The sequence below is a fragment of the Aquiflexum lacus genome (assembly GCF_015476655.1).
In the GTDB taxonomy this organism is placed as follows: domain Bacteria; phylum Bacteroidota; class Bacteroidia; order Cytophagales; family Cyclobacteriaceae; genus Aquiflexum; species Aquiflexum lacus.
Genome location: NZ_JABFHF010000006.1, coordinates 175,678 through 193,797, shown reverse-complemented (window position 1 = coordinate 193,797; position 18,120 = coordinate 175,678). Strand labels below are relative to the sequence as shown.

Below are 18,120 nucleotides of genomic sequence, written 5' to 3'. Positions count from 1 at the left end.
CAAACCCAAATTTTAACAAAATGATAATAGGTATTCCAAAGGAAATCAAAAACAATGAAAACAGGGTGGCCATGACCCCTGCCGGTGCAAAAGAACTAGTCAAAAGAGGACATCAGGTATATGTTCAGCATACAGCTGGCGAGGGAAGTGGTTTTCCTGATGACGAGTATACAGCAGCTGGGGCGGCTATTTTACCCGCCATAGAAGATATCTACAGCATAGCTGAAATGATCATCAAAGTAAAGGAACCTATTGAACCCGAATATAAATTAATCAAAGAAGGACAATTATTGTTCACCTATTTTCACTTTGCTTCTTACGAGCCTTTGACCAAAGCTATGGTTGAAAGTAAGGCTGTTTGTTTGGCCTATGAAACAGTAGAAAAGTTGGACAGAAGTCTACCATTATTGGTTCCTATGTCAGAAGTAGCAGGTAGAATGGCTATTCAAAAAGGAGCGAATTACTTGGAGAAGCCTTTGAAAGGCCGAGGTATTTTATTGGGCGGAGTACCTGGCGTCTTACCTGCTAAAGTTGTGATTCTTGGAGGTGGTATTGTAGGCACTCAGGCAGCATGGATGGCTGCTGGATTAGGCGCGGATGTAACCATCATGGATGTCTCCCTTCCAAGGATGAGGTATTTGGCAGATGTAATGCCTGCCAATGTCAAAACCATGATGTCGAATGAATATAATGTAAGAAAAATGATCAAAGATGCCGACCTTATTGTAGGCGCTGTCTTGATTCCAGGGGCAAAAGCACCCCATTTGATTACGAGAGACATGTTGAAGGACATGAGAGCTGGAACCGTATTGGTAGATGTGGCAGTTGACCAAGGAGGATGCATCGAAACATGTAAACCAACTACGCATGAAAACCCAACCTATATCATAGATGACGTGGTCCATTATTGTGTAGCGAATATGCCCGGTGCAGTGCCATACACTTCCACTTTAGCCCTTACCAATGCCACATTACCTTATGCCATTCAATTGGCTGATAAGGGCTGGAAAAAGGCAGCACAGGACAATGCGGACCTTATTCCCGGTCTCAATGTTATCAATGGAGATATTGTTTACAAAGCGGTAGCAGAAGCATTTGATATGTCTTATGTTCCTGTAGAAAAATATTTGGTGTAATTTATAAAGAGTCAAAAGAAAGTATTTAGTTCAAAATTATTTGATAGAACGCTGATTGAGCTGATTATGGTGATGCATACAGATTAGTAAATCAGCGTTCTTTAAAAATCAATTCAATCTATCTAATACTTCAAATCTTGATACGCTGCTTTTGAATTCCGGGATGATTGATTTCAAATGAAAGACAAGATCATTTTCAGAACTTTTTCCAATCATATTAAAGAAAATCTCTAGCTGACCATCAATTTTGTAATAATGCACGCTTGATACTTGGGCAATTTTGATTTTGGGATGATGGGTAATTTTCACGGTTTCGGAATCATTGAGCAATTCCTCATATAATTTTTCGCCATCTCTTAATCCGGTAAAAACTATAGAAATATCCTCTCCAACTTTCTTGCCACTTAAGTGAATCATATTGACAGCAAGGTCTAAAATCTTTAAGGGTTCGCCCATATCAAAAGCGAAAATTTCACCGCCATTCCCCATTATACCTGCCTCAATCACCAACTGACTTGCTTCAGGAATTGTCATAAAGTATCTGGTCACATCAGGATGTGTCACAGTTATAGGTCCACCTTTTTGAATTTGTTTTTTGAATAAAGGGACAACTGAACCATTGGAGCCAAGGACATTCCCAAATCTTGTAGTAATAAATCTAGTATATGAACGCTTATGGTGATGCTCAAGATAGGTATTCAAGGACTGTACATACATTTCAGCAGCTCTTTTGGTAGCTCCCATGACATTTGTAGGATTTACTGCCTTGTCAGTACTCACGAAAACAAATTTTTCGACATGGTATAATACCGCTAAATCTGCTAATATTTTTGTACCCAGGATATTACTCTTAATGGCTTCCTCAGGATAATTTTCAATCATTGGTACATGTTTGTAAGCTGCCGCATGAAAGACGATATCAGGCTTGATCTTACTAAAAATCGACTTCATTCTGTTCTTATCTCTAATATCAGCTAAGATGGTAGTATGGGAAGTTGCCATACCTGAATCCTTTAAATCAAGATCCAATTCATAAAGAGCAGATTCTGACATATCTAATAATACCAGCATCTTGGGATTATAAAACATGATTTGCCGGCACAATTCACTGCCAATCGAACCCGCTGCCCCTGTCACCAAGACGACCTTATCCTCTAAATCGGATTTTATCTTGGGATTTTCCAGTGATATCTGTTCCCTGCCCAAAAGGTCTTCAATTTTCAAATCACGGATAGCTTCAGAATTAAGACCCCTGTTGATCCATTGATTCAGAGGCGGAACTATACTGACATGAATTTTATGAAGATAACATGCCTCCATGATTTCTTTTTTCCTTTGGACAGACAAATCCCTAACCGCAATGATCAACTCAGAAACACCATGGCTTTCAACCAGTTTTTTTAAATTCTCAAGACCTTTATGGATTTTTTTACCTTCAATGATTTTTCCTTCTTTTTTCGGATCGTCATCAAGAAAAGCGGCAATCTCAAAATTTGAATTACTATCTCTCTTGATCACATCATTGGCTATGATTCCGGCTTCACTCGCCCCAAAAATTACCCCGACTTTTACTTTGTTATTTACAAAGCCACTTTTGAGATAGAGAAAGAGTTCTTTTACAAGCAACCTGTAAAATACCAGAAGAAATAGTGCTGTCAACGCAGCAATAATCAATACCGAGGTAGGTATCAAATAATTTTTAAAAATCAGTTTGTCATAAATAAAATTGACAGATGCTACCAATAAGAAATTAAACATAACCGTCCTAAAAATGATGATACTATCCCTGAAACCAGTATGTCTAACAATCCCTTGATAACTACGGGTAATTAGCATTACAATTACTCCAAGTACCATAAATACTAAAGATCCTAAAAAAGCATTATTTTGTTCAACTAGTTGCAATTCAAAATTGAACCTGACCAAATAAGCAAAAAATGCAGATTGGAACAGAACTACAGCGTCCAGTGAAGCAATGACCCATCTGGGAAGTATTCTAATTTGTTTTAAAAAATCCATAGTAGAATAAGATCAATGGAGTAAAATAATGATATTTAACGGGTGATAATTCACCAAATATAGAATCGATTCTCAGAAAAACTAATAAATATTACAACTAATTTAAGCAAATTTTTTAAGTAACATTTTTGATTATTTATATTACAAATAAAAGTAAATCTTTCAAAATTTCGTTTACATAAATTTTGTCTTTTGAATTAATTCAAGAAAAAAATAGAAGTTAAATATATAAACGATTGCCTATCCATTTAGCTCCGTCAGGTACATCTTGATGAACGACACTACCTGCTCCAATCACACACCAACTGCCTATAGAAACTCCCGGAACGACTACCGTTCCAGCTCCAACAAGCGTCCCCTCTCCCACTTTGATATTGCCACAAAGCGTCGATCCTGGACCAATATGAACAAAATCATCAATTCGGCAATCATGGTCTATGGAAGCCCCGGTGTTTATAATTACATGATTACCGATCTCAGAATCCACCTTGATGATGGCACCTTCCATGACAACAGTCCCATCACCCATTTTTGCTAAAGTTGAAACAAGGGCTGACTGATGGACTATGGTTTGATATTTTGTTTCGGAAGTTAATGATTCTACAATTTTCCTTCTGATCTTATTATCTCCTATGGCAATGTGTACTTTGCCAATTGCGTTAATAATTTTACTTCCTGGACTTTGCACCCTTATTCCCAGGATTTCTCCGATTTTGGGATTATCATCATATACAGCAGCAATCATTGATTTGTCTTCCAACAAGTCAATAACAGCTTTGGCATGTCCAGATGCGCCTATAATATGCAGATCTTTTTTTTTCATAAGATGAATTTATAATAGATAACCTCAGATTTCGGATTCGTTGCCTTTAAACTTCGGCATGGTTACGTGGCCCTGAAAATTGACTCCTTCCCGCTGGAATATCTTTTGAACAGTCAACAACATGATTTTCAAATCCAACTTAAAAGAAATATTGTCAACATACCAAACATCCATTTCAAATCTTTTTTTCCAATCTACGTCATTTCTGCCATTCACCTGCGCCCAACCCGTAATTCCAGGTCTTACTTCGTGCCTTCTTGCTTGCTTGTAGGAATATAGAGCCAAATATTCCTCCAACAAGGGCCTGGGACCTACTAAACTCATTTCTCCAATTAGAACATTCCATAATTGAGGAATTTCATCTAAGGATGCTTTTCGTATTATTTTACCAAAATTTGTCAACCTTTTCTCATCCTCCAACAAATTGCCTTGGTCATCAAAAACATCGTTCATGGTTTTGAATTTAATTAACTTGAAAATCTCCCCATTCAATCCTGGCCTAAACTGATAGAAAAAGGGTTTTCCATTATTGGAGAAAAATAAAACCAAAGCCACAATCATAAAAAACGGACTGGTCAAGACTATTAAGACCAAAGCTAAAATCAAATCCATCAACCTTTTGCCAAACGGAATATACATGGTAGCTTTTATTTGTTCCGTAAACCGATAATTACTTTTACAATCCTTTCCTGATCCGAAATTATCAGGTCTTCGCTGCTTGGTAAGCACAGCCCTTTATCAAATAGATCCTCCGACACGCCATTACTGTAAAATAAGCTTTCTTTGAATGAAGGCTGAGTATGGAGCGGTTTCCATAGGTACCTGGATTCAATGTTTTGGTCAAGCAGGGCTAGCCTTAATTCTTCATTTGAAAACCCCGTCTTGATTTTGTCAATCAGGATTGCCGATAACCACCTATTTGAATAAAAACCATTTGGTTCGTCCAAAAAGGTAATCCCATCGATATTTTTTAGAAGGTCAACGTAATTTTGATAAACTGTCCTTCTTCTTTCAATTTTATAATCCAACTTCCCGATTTGTGCCAAACCAATAGCCGCAGACATGTTGTTCATGCGATAGTTAAATCCAACTTCTTTGTGGACATAGTATTTATAATTTTCACGTGCCTGAACGGACAAATATTTTGCCTTTTCAATCCTTTCTTGATTTGAGGAGAGTAATGCACCGCCACCACCGGTTGTGATTATCTTGTTTCCATTGAATGAAAAAATTCCGAATTCTCCAAATGTGCCACATAGTTTGCCTTTTAAGGAGGAGCCCATGGCCTCAGCGGAGTCTTCGATCAAGGGGATAGTATAAGTTTTCGAAATTTGGTTTAACACATCATATTTGGCTGGCATACCAAAGAGATCTACCGCAATAATTGCTTTAGGTTTTTTCCCTCTAGAAATTCTATCATTTATGGCATTTGACAAAGTTTCAGGACAAATATTCCAAGTTTCTGTTTCACTGTCCACAAAAACCGGGGAAGCTCCTAAATAAGCGATAGGATTCGCCGTCGCACAAAATGTCAGGGATTGGCAAAGGACCTCATCCCCCTTTCCCACACCCAATAATTTTAAGGCTAAATGAATAGCAGATGTACCGGAATTCATAACAGCCGCATGAATTCCTTGATGACGTTGTTGAATGGCTTCTTCAAAGCCCTCTATAAACTCCCCACTTGTTGCCAATTTCCCTGCGTTGATTGCATTCAGGATATTTTCTTTTTCTTCCCCATCGAAAACAGGAGTTGAAAGAGGTATAAATTTTGCCATTTTAATTGCTTTGACTTCCAAACAAAACTATGCTAAAGTTTAAAGAAAAAAAATGTGATGCACTTTATAAGAAAAGATTGAAGAAATAAAAACATAAAAAAACTCCGGGGATTTCCGGAGTTAAAAATCTTCCATTATTGTAAGGAACCGTTTAATTGTCACTGATGTTTACCTTTTCCAAAACACTTCCCTGAATATCCGGCTTGGAACCTGATTTTTTCTTACCTCTTTTGGACAGTATAGGTGGCTCATTTTTATTAATTTTTTTCACCCTTTTCAAGGTCATGGTATCTAATCTCAGGCCAAGTGTAATTGCACCCAATACTACTATTGGCAACAAGATATAGTCACTCAAACTTGACCCTAGAAAAATCAATCCTATAAATGCACATTTAATAAACACCAACGAAAGTGTAACCTGATCATGTCTCAATCCCATTCTTAACAGAAAATGATGAACATGGCTTTTATCCGGAGCCATGGGAGACTTGCCTTTTAAAGTTCTTTTGATAAAAATCCTGGAAGTATCATAAATGGGAATGATCAGTAAAGCCACTCCTGAAGCAATGGGCGCATTGAATTTCCACCCTTCAAAAGAAGCCATTGTCCCGTTTTTATCTATAAATAAAACAGTAAGTACAGATAGTGCAAATCCTAAACTCAGGGAACCGGTGTCTCCCATAAAGATTTTGGCGGGATGCCAATTGTAAACCAAAAATGATAAAACAGCTCCCACAAGGATAAGCGAAAAAATGGCATAACTCATCAATTCCGCTTCAAAGAACCACCATCCCAAAAACAAGAATGTCACCAAGCTGATTGAGCCTGCCAAGCCATCCAGTCCATCGATCAAATTAAAGGAGTTGGTCAAAACAAGAATGGTGAAGAAAGATAAGCCATAGCTAATCCAAAGGGGAAGGTCATAAATCCCCATGAAACCATAGAGACTGGTAAAACGGATATCTGCCATCACGACCACCAAATAAGCTGAGATAAATTGACCGGCAAGTTTTTGAATGGCACTCATATTGACCATATCATCCCGGAGACCAACAAAAAACATCAAACCAAATGCTGCCAACAGAAACCTGATCTCCATGATATATTGGGCATCCAACCAAGAAAGAACAGCAATAAATGTAGCAATCACAAAAGCGATCCCTCCCATGGAAGGAATGTAACCACTATGGATTTTTCTTCCACCAGGTGAATCCATCAACTCCATTTTTTTTAAGACAAGTATGACGATAGGTGTAAGGAGAAAACCTATGAGGAAAGCGGTGCTTACTGCAAGAAAAATGACCATAAAAATTAATTTTGTGACAAAGTTAGCGATAAGCTATTCTTTTATCAAAATTTCATGAATTAAAGTGATGTTATTAATTTATAATAATCTGAAGTTCATTTTGTGTATTACGAAATTCATTGAAAAATGAACTATATATTTCGTTTTTTTGGAAAATTTCTGGTCAATCACCTTTCTACCATTAAGAATTATTTGTTGGATGACCGATGACGGATGACTGATGTTAGCCTCTTTCTATTACATGGGTGTGCCCAATTATACAAGGTAAATGGTAATTCGATATAATTCATTACAGGAGCCTGAAATATCCGGTACTTCGGTCTTCTGTCCTGTCTGGATACTGATATCATAGATTTTCCTGAATTTCCCCTTACCTTGATTTGATTTTCTTCAATAAATACTCCCCATAATCATTTTTTCGAAGCTGATTAGCCAATTCCAAAAGTTGATCACTATTGATATATCCCATGTCATAAGCTATTTCTTCCAAGCAAGCGACCTTTAGCCCTTGTCTTTTTTCAATGGTTTGGATAAAATTGGAAGCCTCCAACATGGACTCATGTGTACCTGTATCCAACCATGCATATCCCCTTCCCATCAGTTCTACTTTTAGTCTACCTAGATTTAGATATTCTTGATTGACTGTTGTGATTTCAAGTTCGCCTCTTTTGCTGGGTTTGATTTTTTTTGCAATATCCACAACCGAATTAGGGTAAAAATACAATCCAATTACCGCATAATTGCTTTTGGGATCATTTGGCTTTTCCTCAATACTTTTGACCGTTCCTGAATCATCAAATTCCACTACCCCATACCTTTGGGGATCCTGAACGTAATATCCAAAAACACTGGCATTTCCATCACTTTCCACCGAGTCAACAGACTTTTGCAGTAGTTTGGTAAATCCGTGACCATAGAAAATATTATCTCCCAAGACAAGACAAACCGAATCACCCCCAATAAATTCCTCTCCAATAATAAAGGCTTGGGCCAATCCATCAGGGCTTGGTTGTTCCGCATAGGAAATCTGCAAACCCAAATCAGACCCATCCCCAAAAAGCTTTTCAAAATTTGGTAGATCATGTGGGGTACTGATGATCAAAATCTCCCGAATCCCTGCCAACATCAATACGGACAATGGATAATATATCATGGGTTTATCATAAATCGCCAAAAGCTGTTTTGAGGTACCTTTGGTGATGGGATAAAGTCTAGTTCCGGAGCCGCCGGCTAGGATGATTCCTTTCATGGGTTTAATTTATATGATGCGTTTAAATTATTTATTCCTCAAATTCTGGTCAAATAGATATTGATGGATATTTGGAAATTACTTGAAATTTGTTTGACGTAGCGTATTATTCCTAAAATCGATATGAAATTTAATATTTGCTGACATAACAATATTTTATAAAGTAAATTTTTAGAATTGAATCCAAAAATCAACTGTAAATTTCAATTATTTTATCCACAATTCTTTCAGCTGCTTTTCCATCCCATAAGGGTATTCCCTTGTAAGATTTCCAATCACCATTAAGCAGTTTTTCCAATGGCGCTTTTAGATTTGCAGGATCGGTTCCGATCAATTCATTTGTACCAAGGGTAACTGTTTCGGGGCGCTCGGTATTATTTCTCATGGTAATACAAGGAACATTCATCACGGAAGCCTCCTCAGTAATTCCACCGGAGTCGGTGATAACCCCCATTGCGTTATTTACCAAGTAGTTGAATTCCAGGTAGGACAAGGGTTCCACTATTCTCAATCTTGGATGCTTGACACCAATCTTTTCCAGATTTTTAGCAGTTCTGGGATGAACCGGAAATATCACGGGAAAATTACCAGTCCCTATCATGATGGCATCTATCAAGGCTTTAAGCTGTTGCTCCCCATCTACATTTGCAGGCCTGTGCATTGTGATTACAAAATAATTCTTTGGTTCAAGATCATCGAACATCTCTCCTATTGGACTTATAAATCTATCTTGATTGGAAAGCAGCGTGTCAATCATGGTATTCCCTACGAAATGAATTCTATTCTCGGCCACTCCTATAAACTTTAGGTGTTGGTTGGCGACTTCCGAGGTAGTAAAAAAATGGTTTGTGATACTATCTGTTACAATCCTATTCACTTCTTCCGGCATACTCATATCTCCGGAACGGATACCCCCTTCCACATGTGCCACATCTATGACCAATTTCTTGGCTGCAATAGAACAGGCCAATGTCGAAGTTACATCTCCCACCACAATAACTAAATCAGGCCTGTTGGCTATCAATTCTTTTTCAAAAGCCACCATGATGGCTGCTGTTTGTTCGGCCTGACTTCCTCCCCCAGCTTCTAGGTTAATATCAGGTTCAGGAATATTCAATTGCTCAAAAAAATCACCCGACATTTTCTTGTCATAGTGCTGACCAGTATGAACCAGTCTGAAGTATATTGCAGTCCCATTCTCTTTCTTGTTTTGAATGGCTTTCAGAATAGGAGCAATTTTCATAAAGTTTGGGCGGGCGCCTGCGACAATGGTAAGGTTAATCAAAATCTATTGTTTTTGACTGATTAAATATATGAGGCTAATTTGGGAATAAAATGATGTCAAATTTTTACCTCTTGTGAAATCTTCTATACTGAAATCATGCAACTGCCACTGATAATTTCTGCTATTGATAAATTGAACTTTTGAACTTAACAAGAAATTATTCCATCGATGGTCAAATAGAAAACCCAAACTTAAATCAATCCAAGGCCTGTGCTCAGTATTTTGCATTTGAGCTCTATAGTAGAAATCCTGATGGTTTTCCAATCTTTCAAAGAGAAAACCAAATTTATTGAAATTCTGAACCATGGCCATTTCAAGGGATTGAACATTTGATCCAATTCCAATTCCTACTCCTAAAGGCTGCCCTAAATTGGCAAATCCTCTCGTTGGAAAATGAGTATGCCATGTAATTCCTCCAGTTAATCCAGGATACCTGATATATCTGTTAATGGATTCTTGTTGATGGGTAATTTCACCCCTAACTTGAAAAAACTTATTTTCACCTTGCATGGGGATGAGTTTCTTAAATCCCATTAAATATGCCCTTGCGTGTTCGGGATTCAAAATAAACTCTCTCCAATTTAAGGCATGGTCTCTTCTTCCGAACTCACCATAAAATTCAAGATGACTTTTTGGCACAACCCATCTCAAAAAAACACTGATTTGCTGATCTGACCCATCACTATCGAATGCAACCGAATTACCATCTTCAAAAAATTGTTCCTTGGTAACCCCTGTAAATACGGGAAAATAATCCCTGAATGAATTGCCCATTTTTTCTCTGTAAACTTGGAAAGTTCTCGCAAAACCAAGAAAAATATTTGGAATCCATTTGGGATTGTAGGAAATCGTCAAAGCGTTTACATATTTCCAATCTCCACTAAAATCTCTGAAAAACCGACTATTCAAATCCGGAACCTGCGTCGGGGCAAAACCTGATTCATCAATTCTCCCGCTTAATAATTGGCCCTCAAAGTTTCCCAAAAAAGTTTTGGCCGGCTTTATGGTATTAAATGTGAAATGCGCAAATCCTTGTGCATTATTTGAAAAAGTAAGTGCATTCCATTGGCCTGGTCCCCACCAAATGTTCTGTGTAGATAATCCCGTTTCAAATGCGCCAAATTTTCCGGTTAATTTTGACTGTCCCCACCAAACACTGCTGTAAACGGAATCTCCAAATCTTTCAGGATAATCTCCTTGGTTCCAATATATAAATCTTGCCCTTGTTTCTGAATCAGAAAATCCAGGTCTAAATCCAAAATATAATTGATTTTCTGCTATGACAATTTCCGGTTGGAATTGCAAAGACAAAAACTTCCATTCTGCATATACTCCCCCACTCAAATATTGCTGAAGACCTACATTGGGAATCATTCCATAATCCCCCCAACCGTATGGCCTGTTTGTATTGAATCGGGATGTGCCTAATATCGGAAGAAATGAAAGTGACAAGTCTCCAAATGAATTTTTGCTCACCATTCCGTTAGTATGAGTATTTAAACGATCAAATTGGAGCGGTCTATATAAAAAAGAAGCATTGTTTGAGCTATCCAAATCTATTAGTTGTTTTCTTCTTAGATATTCTTCGAATATTGGGAAACTAGCTGGCAGTGACTGTGATGAAGACGGCAATTGAATGCAAAAAATCAACATAAGAAACAAAAGTGAAAATTTTCTCATTTGATTTCAAAGTTTATCCCAATCCAACCAGTTCCTGCTGATATATTTGAAATTATCATTCTCTGCTTCAATCAAGGATAGATCTGAAAAAACCAAAACTCTCGAATTTGGTTTAATCGCTTTTAATCCATTGGCAAAACCTCTTGGTATATGCAATACAACATTTTCAGATGCTTCTATAATTTTAAATTCTGAAGATAGATCAGTAGAAGGATTTTCGAAATCATCTATACCAACCCATGCAATCACAAATGCACCTTCTATAACATAAAACCATTTATTTTCGATTTTATGCCCTTGCCAAGCTCTTACAACTTCAGGATTGGTGTTTTCTATTGAATATAACCTTTTGATTGGTAGCAAAGAAAATTCATTGAATGCTATGAGAGTACCAGTCTCATTTTGAAAACTTTCAGTGTTTATAACTTTAGGTTTTATATCCATCTTTTTAACCAAATACTTTATTCAGATAAATACTCAACAATTAATTTAAAGTTACTCCAAGTGTTTAACTGGGGGAAATTACAATATTTTATCCTAACTTCCGCTTGGGCAAATCTTTGAATAATTGCTCATAAACTTTTGAATTCGGGAAAAATATAACCCAAATAGTTAAAAATATTAACAACATATCCAATCCAAAACTTTGATGTTTTTTGTACCAAACTTCCAATTCGCCTTTGTAAGGTGCAATATCTTCTTCATAGCATTGGAGATGTGGTTTAGGAGAATTGGCCAAAATACTTTCTTCATCTCTGAAAACGATTGAACCAATTCCAGTTAATCCAGGTTTCAAATCTTTAATTTTGTCTTGGATGTGCTTTGAATAAAAAGCAAAAGTTTTCGGGGTTAATGGCCTGGGGCCTATTACACTGATGTCTCCCTTGAAAATATTCAGTAATTGAGGCAATTCATTTATTTTAGTTTTCCTTAACACCCTTCCAACTGGTAAAACCCTGGGATCTCTTCCCATAGTCACATCACCACCTGGCAAGTTTGGACTATTTTCCAACATAGTAGCAAACTTCAATAAACCGAAGTGCTTACCGTTTTTTCCAATTCTTTGTTGCACGTAAAAAATTTTCCCTTCTCCAGTAAGTCTTAATAAAACCATTAATGGTATAAGTAAGGGGGAAATGAGCAAAATCAATACTCCAGAAGAAATTATATCAAATATTCGTTTTATCATGCCCTTACATTTTTTTATCCAAGCTTATTCCAGTTTCAATATGCTCAAATTCGGGAATATATTTTTTGAGCCATGTTACAATATCTGATTTCTCTAGGTTCTTTTTTTCCAACAAATTATAAAGCTCTTCAAATATTGGAGAAAATTGACTGGAGGAATAAGTTGTTTTTTTGGATATTACACCAAGAGCATTGAATTTATCCAAATCAAATATTTCAGAATCCGTATAAAATTCTTCGTATAGTTTTTCACCTGAAGTTTCTGTTTTGAATACATACACAGGATATTTTTTTTGATCTATGAGATTTATACTCTCCCTTGCTTTTTGATCTGAATCAAAAATAACGGGTTCAAAACCCAATTCATTCAACAAAACCGGGAAAATATCAGCAAAATTCACCAAGTCTTTTTCCATATCGAGTTTTGGAAAGAAGATTTCCCTATTTTTCCCAAGAATGCAGGCCAATAAACAAATTTCCCCGGATTCTTGGGGTGCTACAAAAAATCTTTTGACATCACTAGGACAAGAAAGCGGTTGGTTTTTTTCAATTCTCTTTAAAAAACCTTCCAATAAAGACCCATTTGAAAATGCCACATTGGCAAATCTTGCGGTAGAAACCTTGAATTTATCTCCATAGGACATAATGAGTTCTTCCATCATTTTTTTGCTGGCCCCCATGATATTCACCGGATTCGCTGCCTTGTCAGTAGATACACAAAAAAAATGTTTTGGCGGATACTCCACTAAAAGGTCCAATAACCCTTTTGCTTTTACAAGATTATTTTCCAATAATGCCTCAATTGAAAAAATATCCTTTTCACTTCTTACATGTTTGTGTGCTGCAAAATTGGCAACAATATCAAATGGGCCATGGGCAATAAACAATTTCTTAAATGCGGGACTATCAAAAGAAAGTGGATAAGTATAAAACTCTTCAGGAATGTACTGCCCATCAATACTTCTTAAATCCCTTACCAACTCTGTTAAGCCATTTTCATTGGTATCAATAACCACCAATTTTTTTGGTTTGAACTGCAATGCAGCTTTAATAAATGATGAACCAATAGTCCCGGCACCCCCGATAACTAAAAAATTTTTATTTTTAATATTTTCCGAAAGAACATTTTTATTTTTCAGTATATCTTCTGAAAACATACTATTTCTCCTTTTTAAATATCTTAGAATAAATTTATTTAAATCCATAAATTATGATTTAGTTTGATTTTAGTATTTAAAATTTTTCATTTAAAAGACTTTATTGTTTTGACCAAGCCTGACCGAGCATCTACAGGAAGCGATTTGCCTAGAGCCAATTTCAATTTAAAATTTGAAACCACATAATTTTCGGTGAGTTTCTGAATTTTTTCAGAGTTGAAACCGAGTCCGAAAACATCTCCTATCCATGCAAAAAAATGAATTATTTTTGGATGAAGATTCCATATTTCAGGAGAGTTACCGTTTGCATCTGCAATTATTTTAATAAGATCGTTTGTGGAAACAGCCTCATCATCAGAAATGTTATAAATTCCAGAAGGCACCTTCTCATTTTCAATCAGTTCGTGGATCACAAACAAAAGATTATCTATAGATAAAAATGACCTTTTATTTTCAAATGCCCCTAAAGGCCATGGAATGTGTTTTTTTACTAAAATATTCAATGCATTTAAATTCCCCTTATTGTGTGGGCCATGAATCATACATGGCCTGAGGATGATGACTCTTCCGTTTTGATTTTGAGTATTTTTTAATAAATAATTTTCAGCCTCTAATTTACTTTTTCCGTAATGAGTCTTCGGGTCGGGTATTTGATCCTCAGTTAGAATCCCTTTGACTTCATCTGCTACAGCTTTTACTGAACTCAACATAATGAAAAGGTAGGCTTTAGACCTCAAATAGGCATCAAAAAACTTTTGAGTCAGAACTGTATTAACATTATAATATTCCTGAGAATTAGAAACATTTTTAAGGTCATGTGCTTTTCCTGCTAGATGAATAAATACATCAACATTAAATTCTTTATTTTCCAAATCCCGCCAAGAAACTTGGTTTTCACCATTTTCTCTACCAACAAAAATTAAATCATAGCCATATAAGGAAAGAAAACTAACTAAATTTTTCCCAACAAATCCTGTACCACCAGAAATTAGAATTTTCACTTCAATTCTTTAATTAAGTTTACATATCTTGAAGTAACCACTTCTTTGCTAAATTCATTAATAACAAATTCCCTCCCCAATTCATTGGTGCCATTTAATAAATAACCGTTTGATATTTTTTGTATTTTTTCTGACATCCCTTCAGCATCTCCTAAAGGTACAACGACTCCATTTTTACTCCTTTTAAGTATTCCTGAAAGGGGGGAATCAACATTGGTGGATGCTAATATGGGTCTTCCTGTTGAAAGAATTGCAAAAACTTTTGATGGTAAACCATCATAATCTGAAGCCTTTGTCATCGCAATTACATGCAAGTCTATTCTAAAATTAATTTGTGGGATTTTTTCTCTCGATTGGTAAGACCATACTGTAAGATTAGGAAAAATAGCTTCTTTAGCCTTTAATTTTTCATATTCACTTCCTCCCCCTATAATCAAAAAATGTTTATCAAAATCATTCTTTAGAATTTCAACAACTCTTAAAATCAAGTCCCAATCCTGGACTTTTCCTAAATTCCCTACATAGCCAATAATGAATTTATTATCAAAAATCAATTCTTCAGAAAAATCTCCCATATATGGCTTATACAACTCCGTGTCAATAAAGTTAGGTATACATAGTAGTTTTTCATTCGGAAGTCTTCCTTCGATTTTTCTTGAAAATAATTCATCAATTGTAACCACTTTATCTGAAAATAGATAAGTATATTTTTCAATAAGCTGGAGGAATTTTATAATCGATTTATTTTTGATCGACCCTTGTTTGATTAAAACATCAGGGTAAACCTCCTGTACATTATATATTGCCTTTGCGCCTCTTAATTTCGCTACTATCCCACTCAATAAACCTGAGGTGATAGGCGGAGAAGGAGTTAGTATAAAATGGAATTTTTTCATCGCCATTACTTTTACAAAAAAAGCCAAATGAAAAAGCAATAAATAGCCTCCTCTTACAACACTGGAATTAGATTTTTTTTGGGGAAAGTGATAAACTGTTGCTCCAAAAAAATCGGTTTTTCTCCAAAAAAATCCCCATTTTGAATCTTTTTTGAAATTTTTATTAAAATTGTAATGGGGATAGGTAGTCAATACCACCACCTCATAACCGCTGTTAATTATTTTTTGTGCAATGTCACCATAAAGGTAGCTTGTACTAACTTGATCAGGTGGGAAAATTAATGAATGGATTAAAACTCTTTTTTTCACTCGCTCCAAACTACCCTTTTTACATAATCAACATAAGAAATTATTATTCTGACCATTTTGGCAGATACATTTGGCATACTATAATCAGCAACCTTTCTAAAATTTCTATTTTCACCAATTTCCTGTTTTTCAAGTTGAATGATACCTTGGATAATCCTTTCAGTATTCATCCCTACCATCATTACAGATGCCTCTTCCATTGCTTCGGGCCTTTCGTGGGCATCTCTAATATTCAATGCCCGAAAGTTCAGAATTGAAGATTCTTCAGAAATAGTCCCACTGTCAGAAAGTACCGCAAATGAGTTCATCTGCAAAGCATTATAATCAATAAATCCAAGCGGTTTTAATAGTTGAATTAAGGGATGAATTTCAATTCCTTTTGATTCAATCATTTTTCTTGTCCTTGGATGGGTGCTGACAATTATAGGATATTGATATTTTTCAGCCAAGAAATTAAGACTTTCAATCAATCCTTTAAAGTTCTTTTCACTGTTTATGTTTTCTTCCCGATGAGAAGATACCACGAAGAATTTCCCTGTATCCAAACCTAACCTTGATACAACATCGGAATCAATAATTCTTTCCAAATGATAATTCAAAACCTCGTACATTGGAGAACCTGTTTTGATAATCCTGTCAGCAGAAAGGCCTTCACGTAATAGATATTCTCTTGCTATATCACTATAAGTAAGATTGATGTCAGAAATATGATCAACTATTTTCCTGTTGGTCTCCTCAGGTACTCTTTGATCAAAACACCTGTTTCCTGCTTCCATATGGAAAATGGGTATATGCCTCTTTTTGGCTGGAATGGCACAAAGACAACTGTTGGTATCTCCCAAAACCAAAAAGGCATCGGGTTTTAATAGTTCCAACAAAGGGTCAATTTTTATTAAAATTTGTCCCACTGTTTCTATGGCTGTAGACCCCGCTGCATCCAAAAAATAATCCGGCTTTCTGATTTGAAGATCTTCGAAAAATATTTGGTTCAATTCATAATCATAATTCTGACCGGTATGAACCAAAATATGATCAATAGCTTCAGATTCATCCAAGGCAGTCAATACCCTTGACAATCGAATGATTTCTGGTCTGGTTCCGACTACGGTCATTACTTTTAACCTCTTCATATAAGTTTTGCCAGTTTTTTAATTTTAGATTCAGAAAATTCAGACAGTTTCAAAATAGGTATCATGATCAGATGGGTCATAATGCTCATTTATCCAGAAAATAGTATACAGTTCTTCTTCTCCAATGTTTTTGATATTATGAGTGAACCATATTGGCATATCGACATAAGCAGGCTCATTTCCATCCAAATAATAATCAAAAACCTTGTCTGTCCCTATTTTCCTAAGTTGAATGAGGGCCTTACCTTTGATAACTGCGAAACGCTCAATTTTTCTGGTATGAAAATGATTTCCCCTCGTAATCCCTGGTACAGTAGTGGAGAAAGAAACTTGCCCTCCTATTCCCAATCGGATAACTTCAACAAATGCACCCCTCGGATCTTTATGTTGGGTAAATTTTCGGGGGAAATAATTTTCAACATCCATATAGCACCTATAGGTATTGAACAGGTTATGTTCAAAAACGCTTGAAATTTGCGGAATTATACCAGATTCTTGATATTCTGATTTGAACTTTTGGAGCATAAACAGGAGTTCGGAAACTTTCGCCTTTGCAGTATGTTCCACGAGGATTGAGGGACCATCTTTTCTTGTTCTGATAAACTCAAGGAGAGTATTTACCAACTCGCCTACATAAATCAATTTCAAATCTCCATCTACTTCTATTTTAGGAATTTCCCCTCTACTTATCTGATGGGCGAAAGTCGCCACAACTGAATTATAGAATGGATTACCAAATGGTCCAAAAACATTGGGTATAATCAATCCAGAAAAAACAGCATTATTCTTTTTTGCCCAATCAGCAAATAGTTTCCTTCCAGCTTTTTTTGATTTTCCATATGGATTATCCTTTTCCTCTTGGGTTGAAGATGAAATCAAAACATGGGGCTTAGTTCCTGTCCTTTCAAAAGAGCTTATTAGTAGTTCAACAAGATTAATGTTAGTGGAAAAAATTACCTCAGGATCATTGTGCCTGTTTAGGGCTGCCAAATGAACAATGACGTCGCACTTTTGTACAAATGAATCAAGAAGTTCTTCATCTGAAAACCAATCTCTATTAAACTCAATTCTCTCAAATTCATCGGGAAACAAACCCAGCGTATTAAAAAGGTGGGTTCCGACAAAACCATTTTGTCCGGTAATTCCAATTTTTTTAGCCATAT

General features: G+C 36.0%; 16 protein-coding genes. 1 reads left to right on the top strand and 15 read right to left on the bottom strand.

Going from position 1 to position 18,120, the window contains the following annotated elements; all coding sequences use genetic code 11:
* The first annotated feature begins 20 nt into the window (after positions 1-20).
* Positions 21-1,136: an alanine dehydrogenase gene (gene ald, locus HMJ38_RS08100; RefSeq protein WP_194973865.1), complete on the top strand. Its 1,116-nt coding sequence runs from the start codon at positions 21-23 to the stop codon at positions 1,134-1,136.
* A gap of 108 nt (positions 1,137-1,244) precedes the next feature.
* Here ald and HMJ38_RS08095 read toward each other — a convergent pair whose 3' ends face one another.
* The 15 genes from HMJ38_RS08095 to HMJ38_RS08025 all read right to left on the bottom strand — a co-directional run bounded on the left by HMJ38_RS08095 (position 1,245) and on the right by HMJ38_RS08025 (position 18,118).
* The gene (locus HMJ38_RS08095; protein WP_194973864.1) at positions 1,245-3,155 is read right to left on the bottom strand and encodes a polysaccharide biosynthesis protein; all 1,911 of its coding nucleotides are present in this window, start codon (positions 3,153-3,155) and stop codon (positions 1,245-1,247) included.
* Between the two features lie 220 nt (positions 3,156-3,375).
* Entirely contained in the window at positions 3,376-3,978 is a 603-nt protein-coding gene (locus HMJ38_RS08090; protein WP_228779952.1) for an acetyltransferase, read from the bottom strand.
* A gap of 24 nt (positions 3,979-4,002) precedes the next feature.
* Entirely contained in the window at positions 4,003-4,617 is a 615-nt protein-coding gene (locus tag HMJ38_RS08085) for a sugar transferase (protein ID WP_194973863.1), read from the bottom strand.
* An 8-nt stretch (positions 4,618-4,625) separates the two neighbouring features.
* Positions 4,626-5,756, bottom strand: coding sequence for an aminotransferase class I/II-fold pyridoxal phosphate-dependent enzyme (locus tag HMJ38_RS08080; protein WP_194973862.1), 1,131 nt, complete (start codon positions 5,754-5,756; stop codon positions 4,626-4,628).
* Positions 5,757-5,907: 151 nt separating this feature from the next.
* On the bottom strand, positions 5,908-7,062 hold the full coding sequence (locus tag HMJ38_RS08075) for a glycosyltransferase family 4 protein (protein WP_194973861.1): 1,155 nt from the start codon (positions 7,060-7,062) through the stop codon (positions 5,908-5,910).
* A 370-nt stretch (positions 7,063-7,432) separates the two neighbouring features.
* Positions 7,433-8,311, bottom strand: coding sequence for a glucose-1-phosphate thymidylyltransferase RfbA (gene rfbA, locus HMJ38_RS08070; RefSeq protein ID WP_194973860.1), 879 nt, complete (start codon positions 8,309-8,311; stop codon positions 7,433-7,435).
* A gap of 190 nt (positions 8,312-8,501) precedes the next feature.
* Positions 8,502-9,596: a non-hydrolyzing UDP-N-acetylglucosamine 2-epimerase gene (gene wecB / locus HMJ38_RS08065; protein ID WP_194973859.1), complete on the bottom strand. Its 1,095-nt coding sequence runs from the start codon at positions 9,594-9,596 to the stop codon at positions 8,502-8,504.
* Positions 9,597-9,599: 3 nt separating this feature from the next.
* Entirely contained in the window at positions 9,600-11,075 is a 1,476-nt protein-coding gene (locus HMJ38_RS08060) for a capsule assembly Wzi family protein (protein WP_228779951.1), read from the bottom strand.
* Between the two features lie 207 nt (positions 11,076-11,282).
* On the bottom strand, positions 11,283-11,732 hold the full coding sequence (locus tag HMJ38_RS08055; protein ID WP_194973857.1) for a cupin domain-containing protein: 450 nt from the start codon (positions 11,730-11,732) through the stop codon (positions 11,283-11,285).
* A gap of 76 nt (positions 11,733-11,808) precedes the next feature.
* Positions 11,809-12,465, bottom strand: coding sequence for a sugar transferase (locus tag HMJ38_RS08050; protein WP_228779950.1), 657 nt, complete (start codon positions 12,463-12,465; stop codon positions 11,809-11,811).
* 4 nt (positions 12,466-12,469) lie between these two features.
* Entirely contained in the window at positions 12,470-13,621 is a 1,152-nt protein-coding gene (locus tag HMJ38_RS08045) for a UDP-N-acetylglucosamine 4,6-dehydratase (protein ID WP_228779949.1), read from the bottom strand.
* A gap of 86 nt (positions 13,622-13,707) precedes the next feature.
* A complete protein-coding gene (locus HMJ38_RS08040) occupies positions 13,708-14,622 on the bottom strand; it encodes an NAD-dependent epimerase/dehydratase family protein (RefSeq protein WP_194973855.1) in 915 nt (304 codons plus the stop codon).
* Complete coding sequence (locus HMJ38_RS08035; protein WP_317174507.1) at positions 14,619-15,827, bottom strand: glycosyltransferase family 4 protein; 1,209 nt, start codon at positions 15,825-15,827, stop codon at positions 14,619-14,621. Before HMJ38_RS08035 ends, HMJ38_RS08040 begins: the two co-directional genes overlap by 4 nt.
* Positions 15,824-16,957: a non-hydrolyzing UDP-N-acetylglucosamine 2-epimerase gene (gene wecB / locus HMJ38_RS08030; protein ID WP_194973853.1), complete on the bottom strand. Its 1,134-nt coding sequence runs from the start codon at positions 16,955-16,957 to the stop codon at positions 15,824-15,826. The genes HMJ38_RS08035 and wecB (HMJ38_RS08030) overlap by 4 nt, the downstream gene beginning before the upstream one ends.
* Before the next feature lie 39 nt (positions 16,958-16,996).
* Positions 16,997-18,118 carry a polysaccharide biosynthesis C-terminal domain-containing protein gene (locus tag HMJ38_RS08025; RefSeq protein ID WP_194973894.1) on the bottom strand — a complete coding sequence of 374 codons (1,122 nt, stop codon included), beginning with the start codon at positions 18,116-18,118 and terminating at the stop codon, positions 16,997-16,999.
* Between the last annotated feature and the right edge of the window lie 2 nt (positions 18,119-18,120).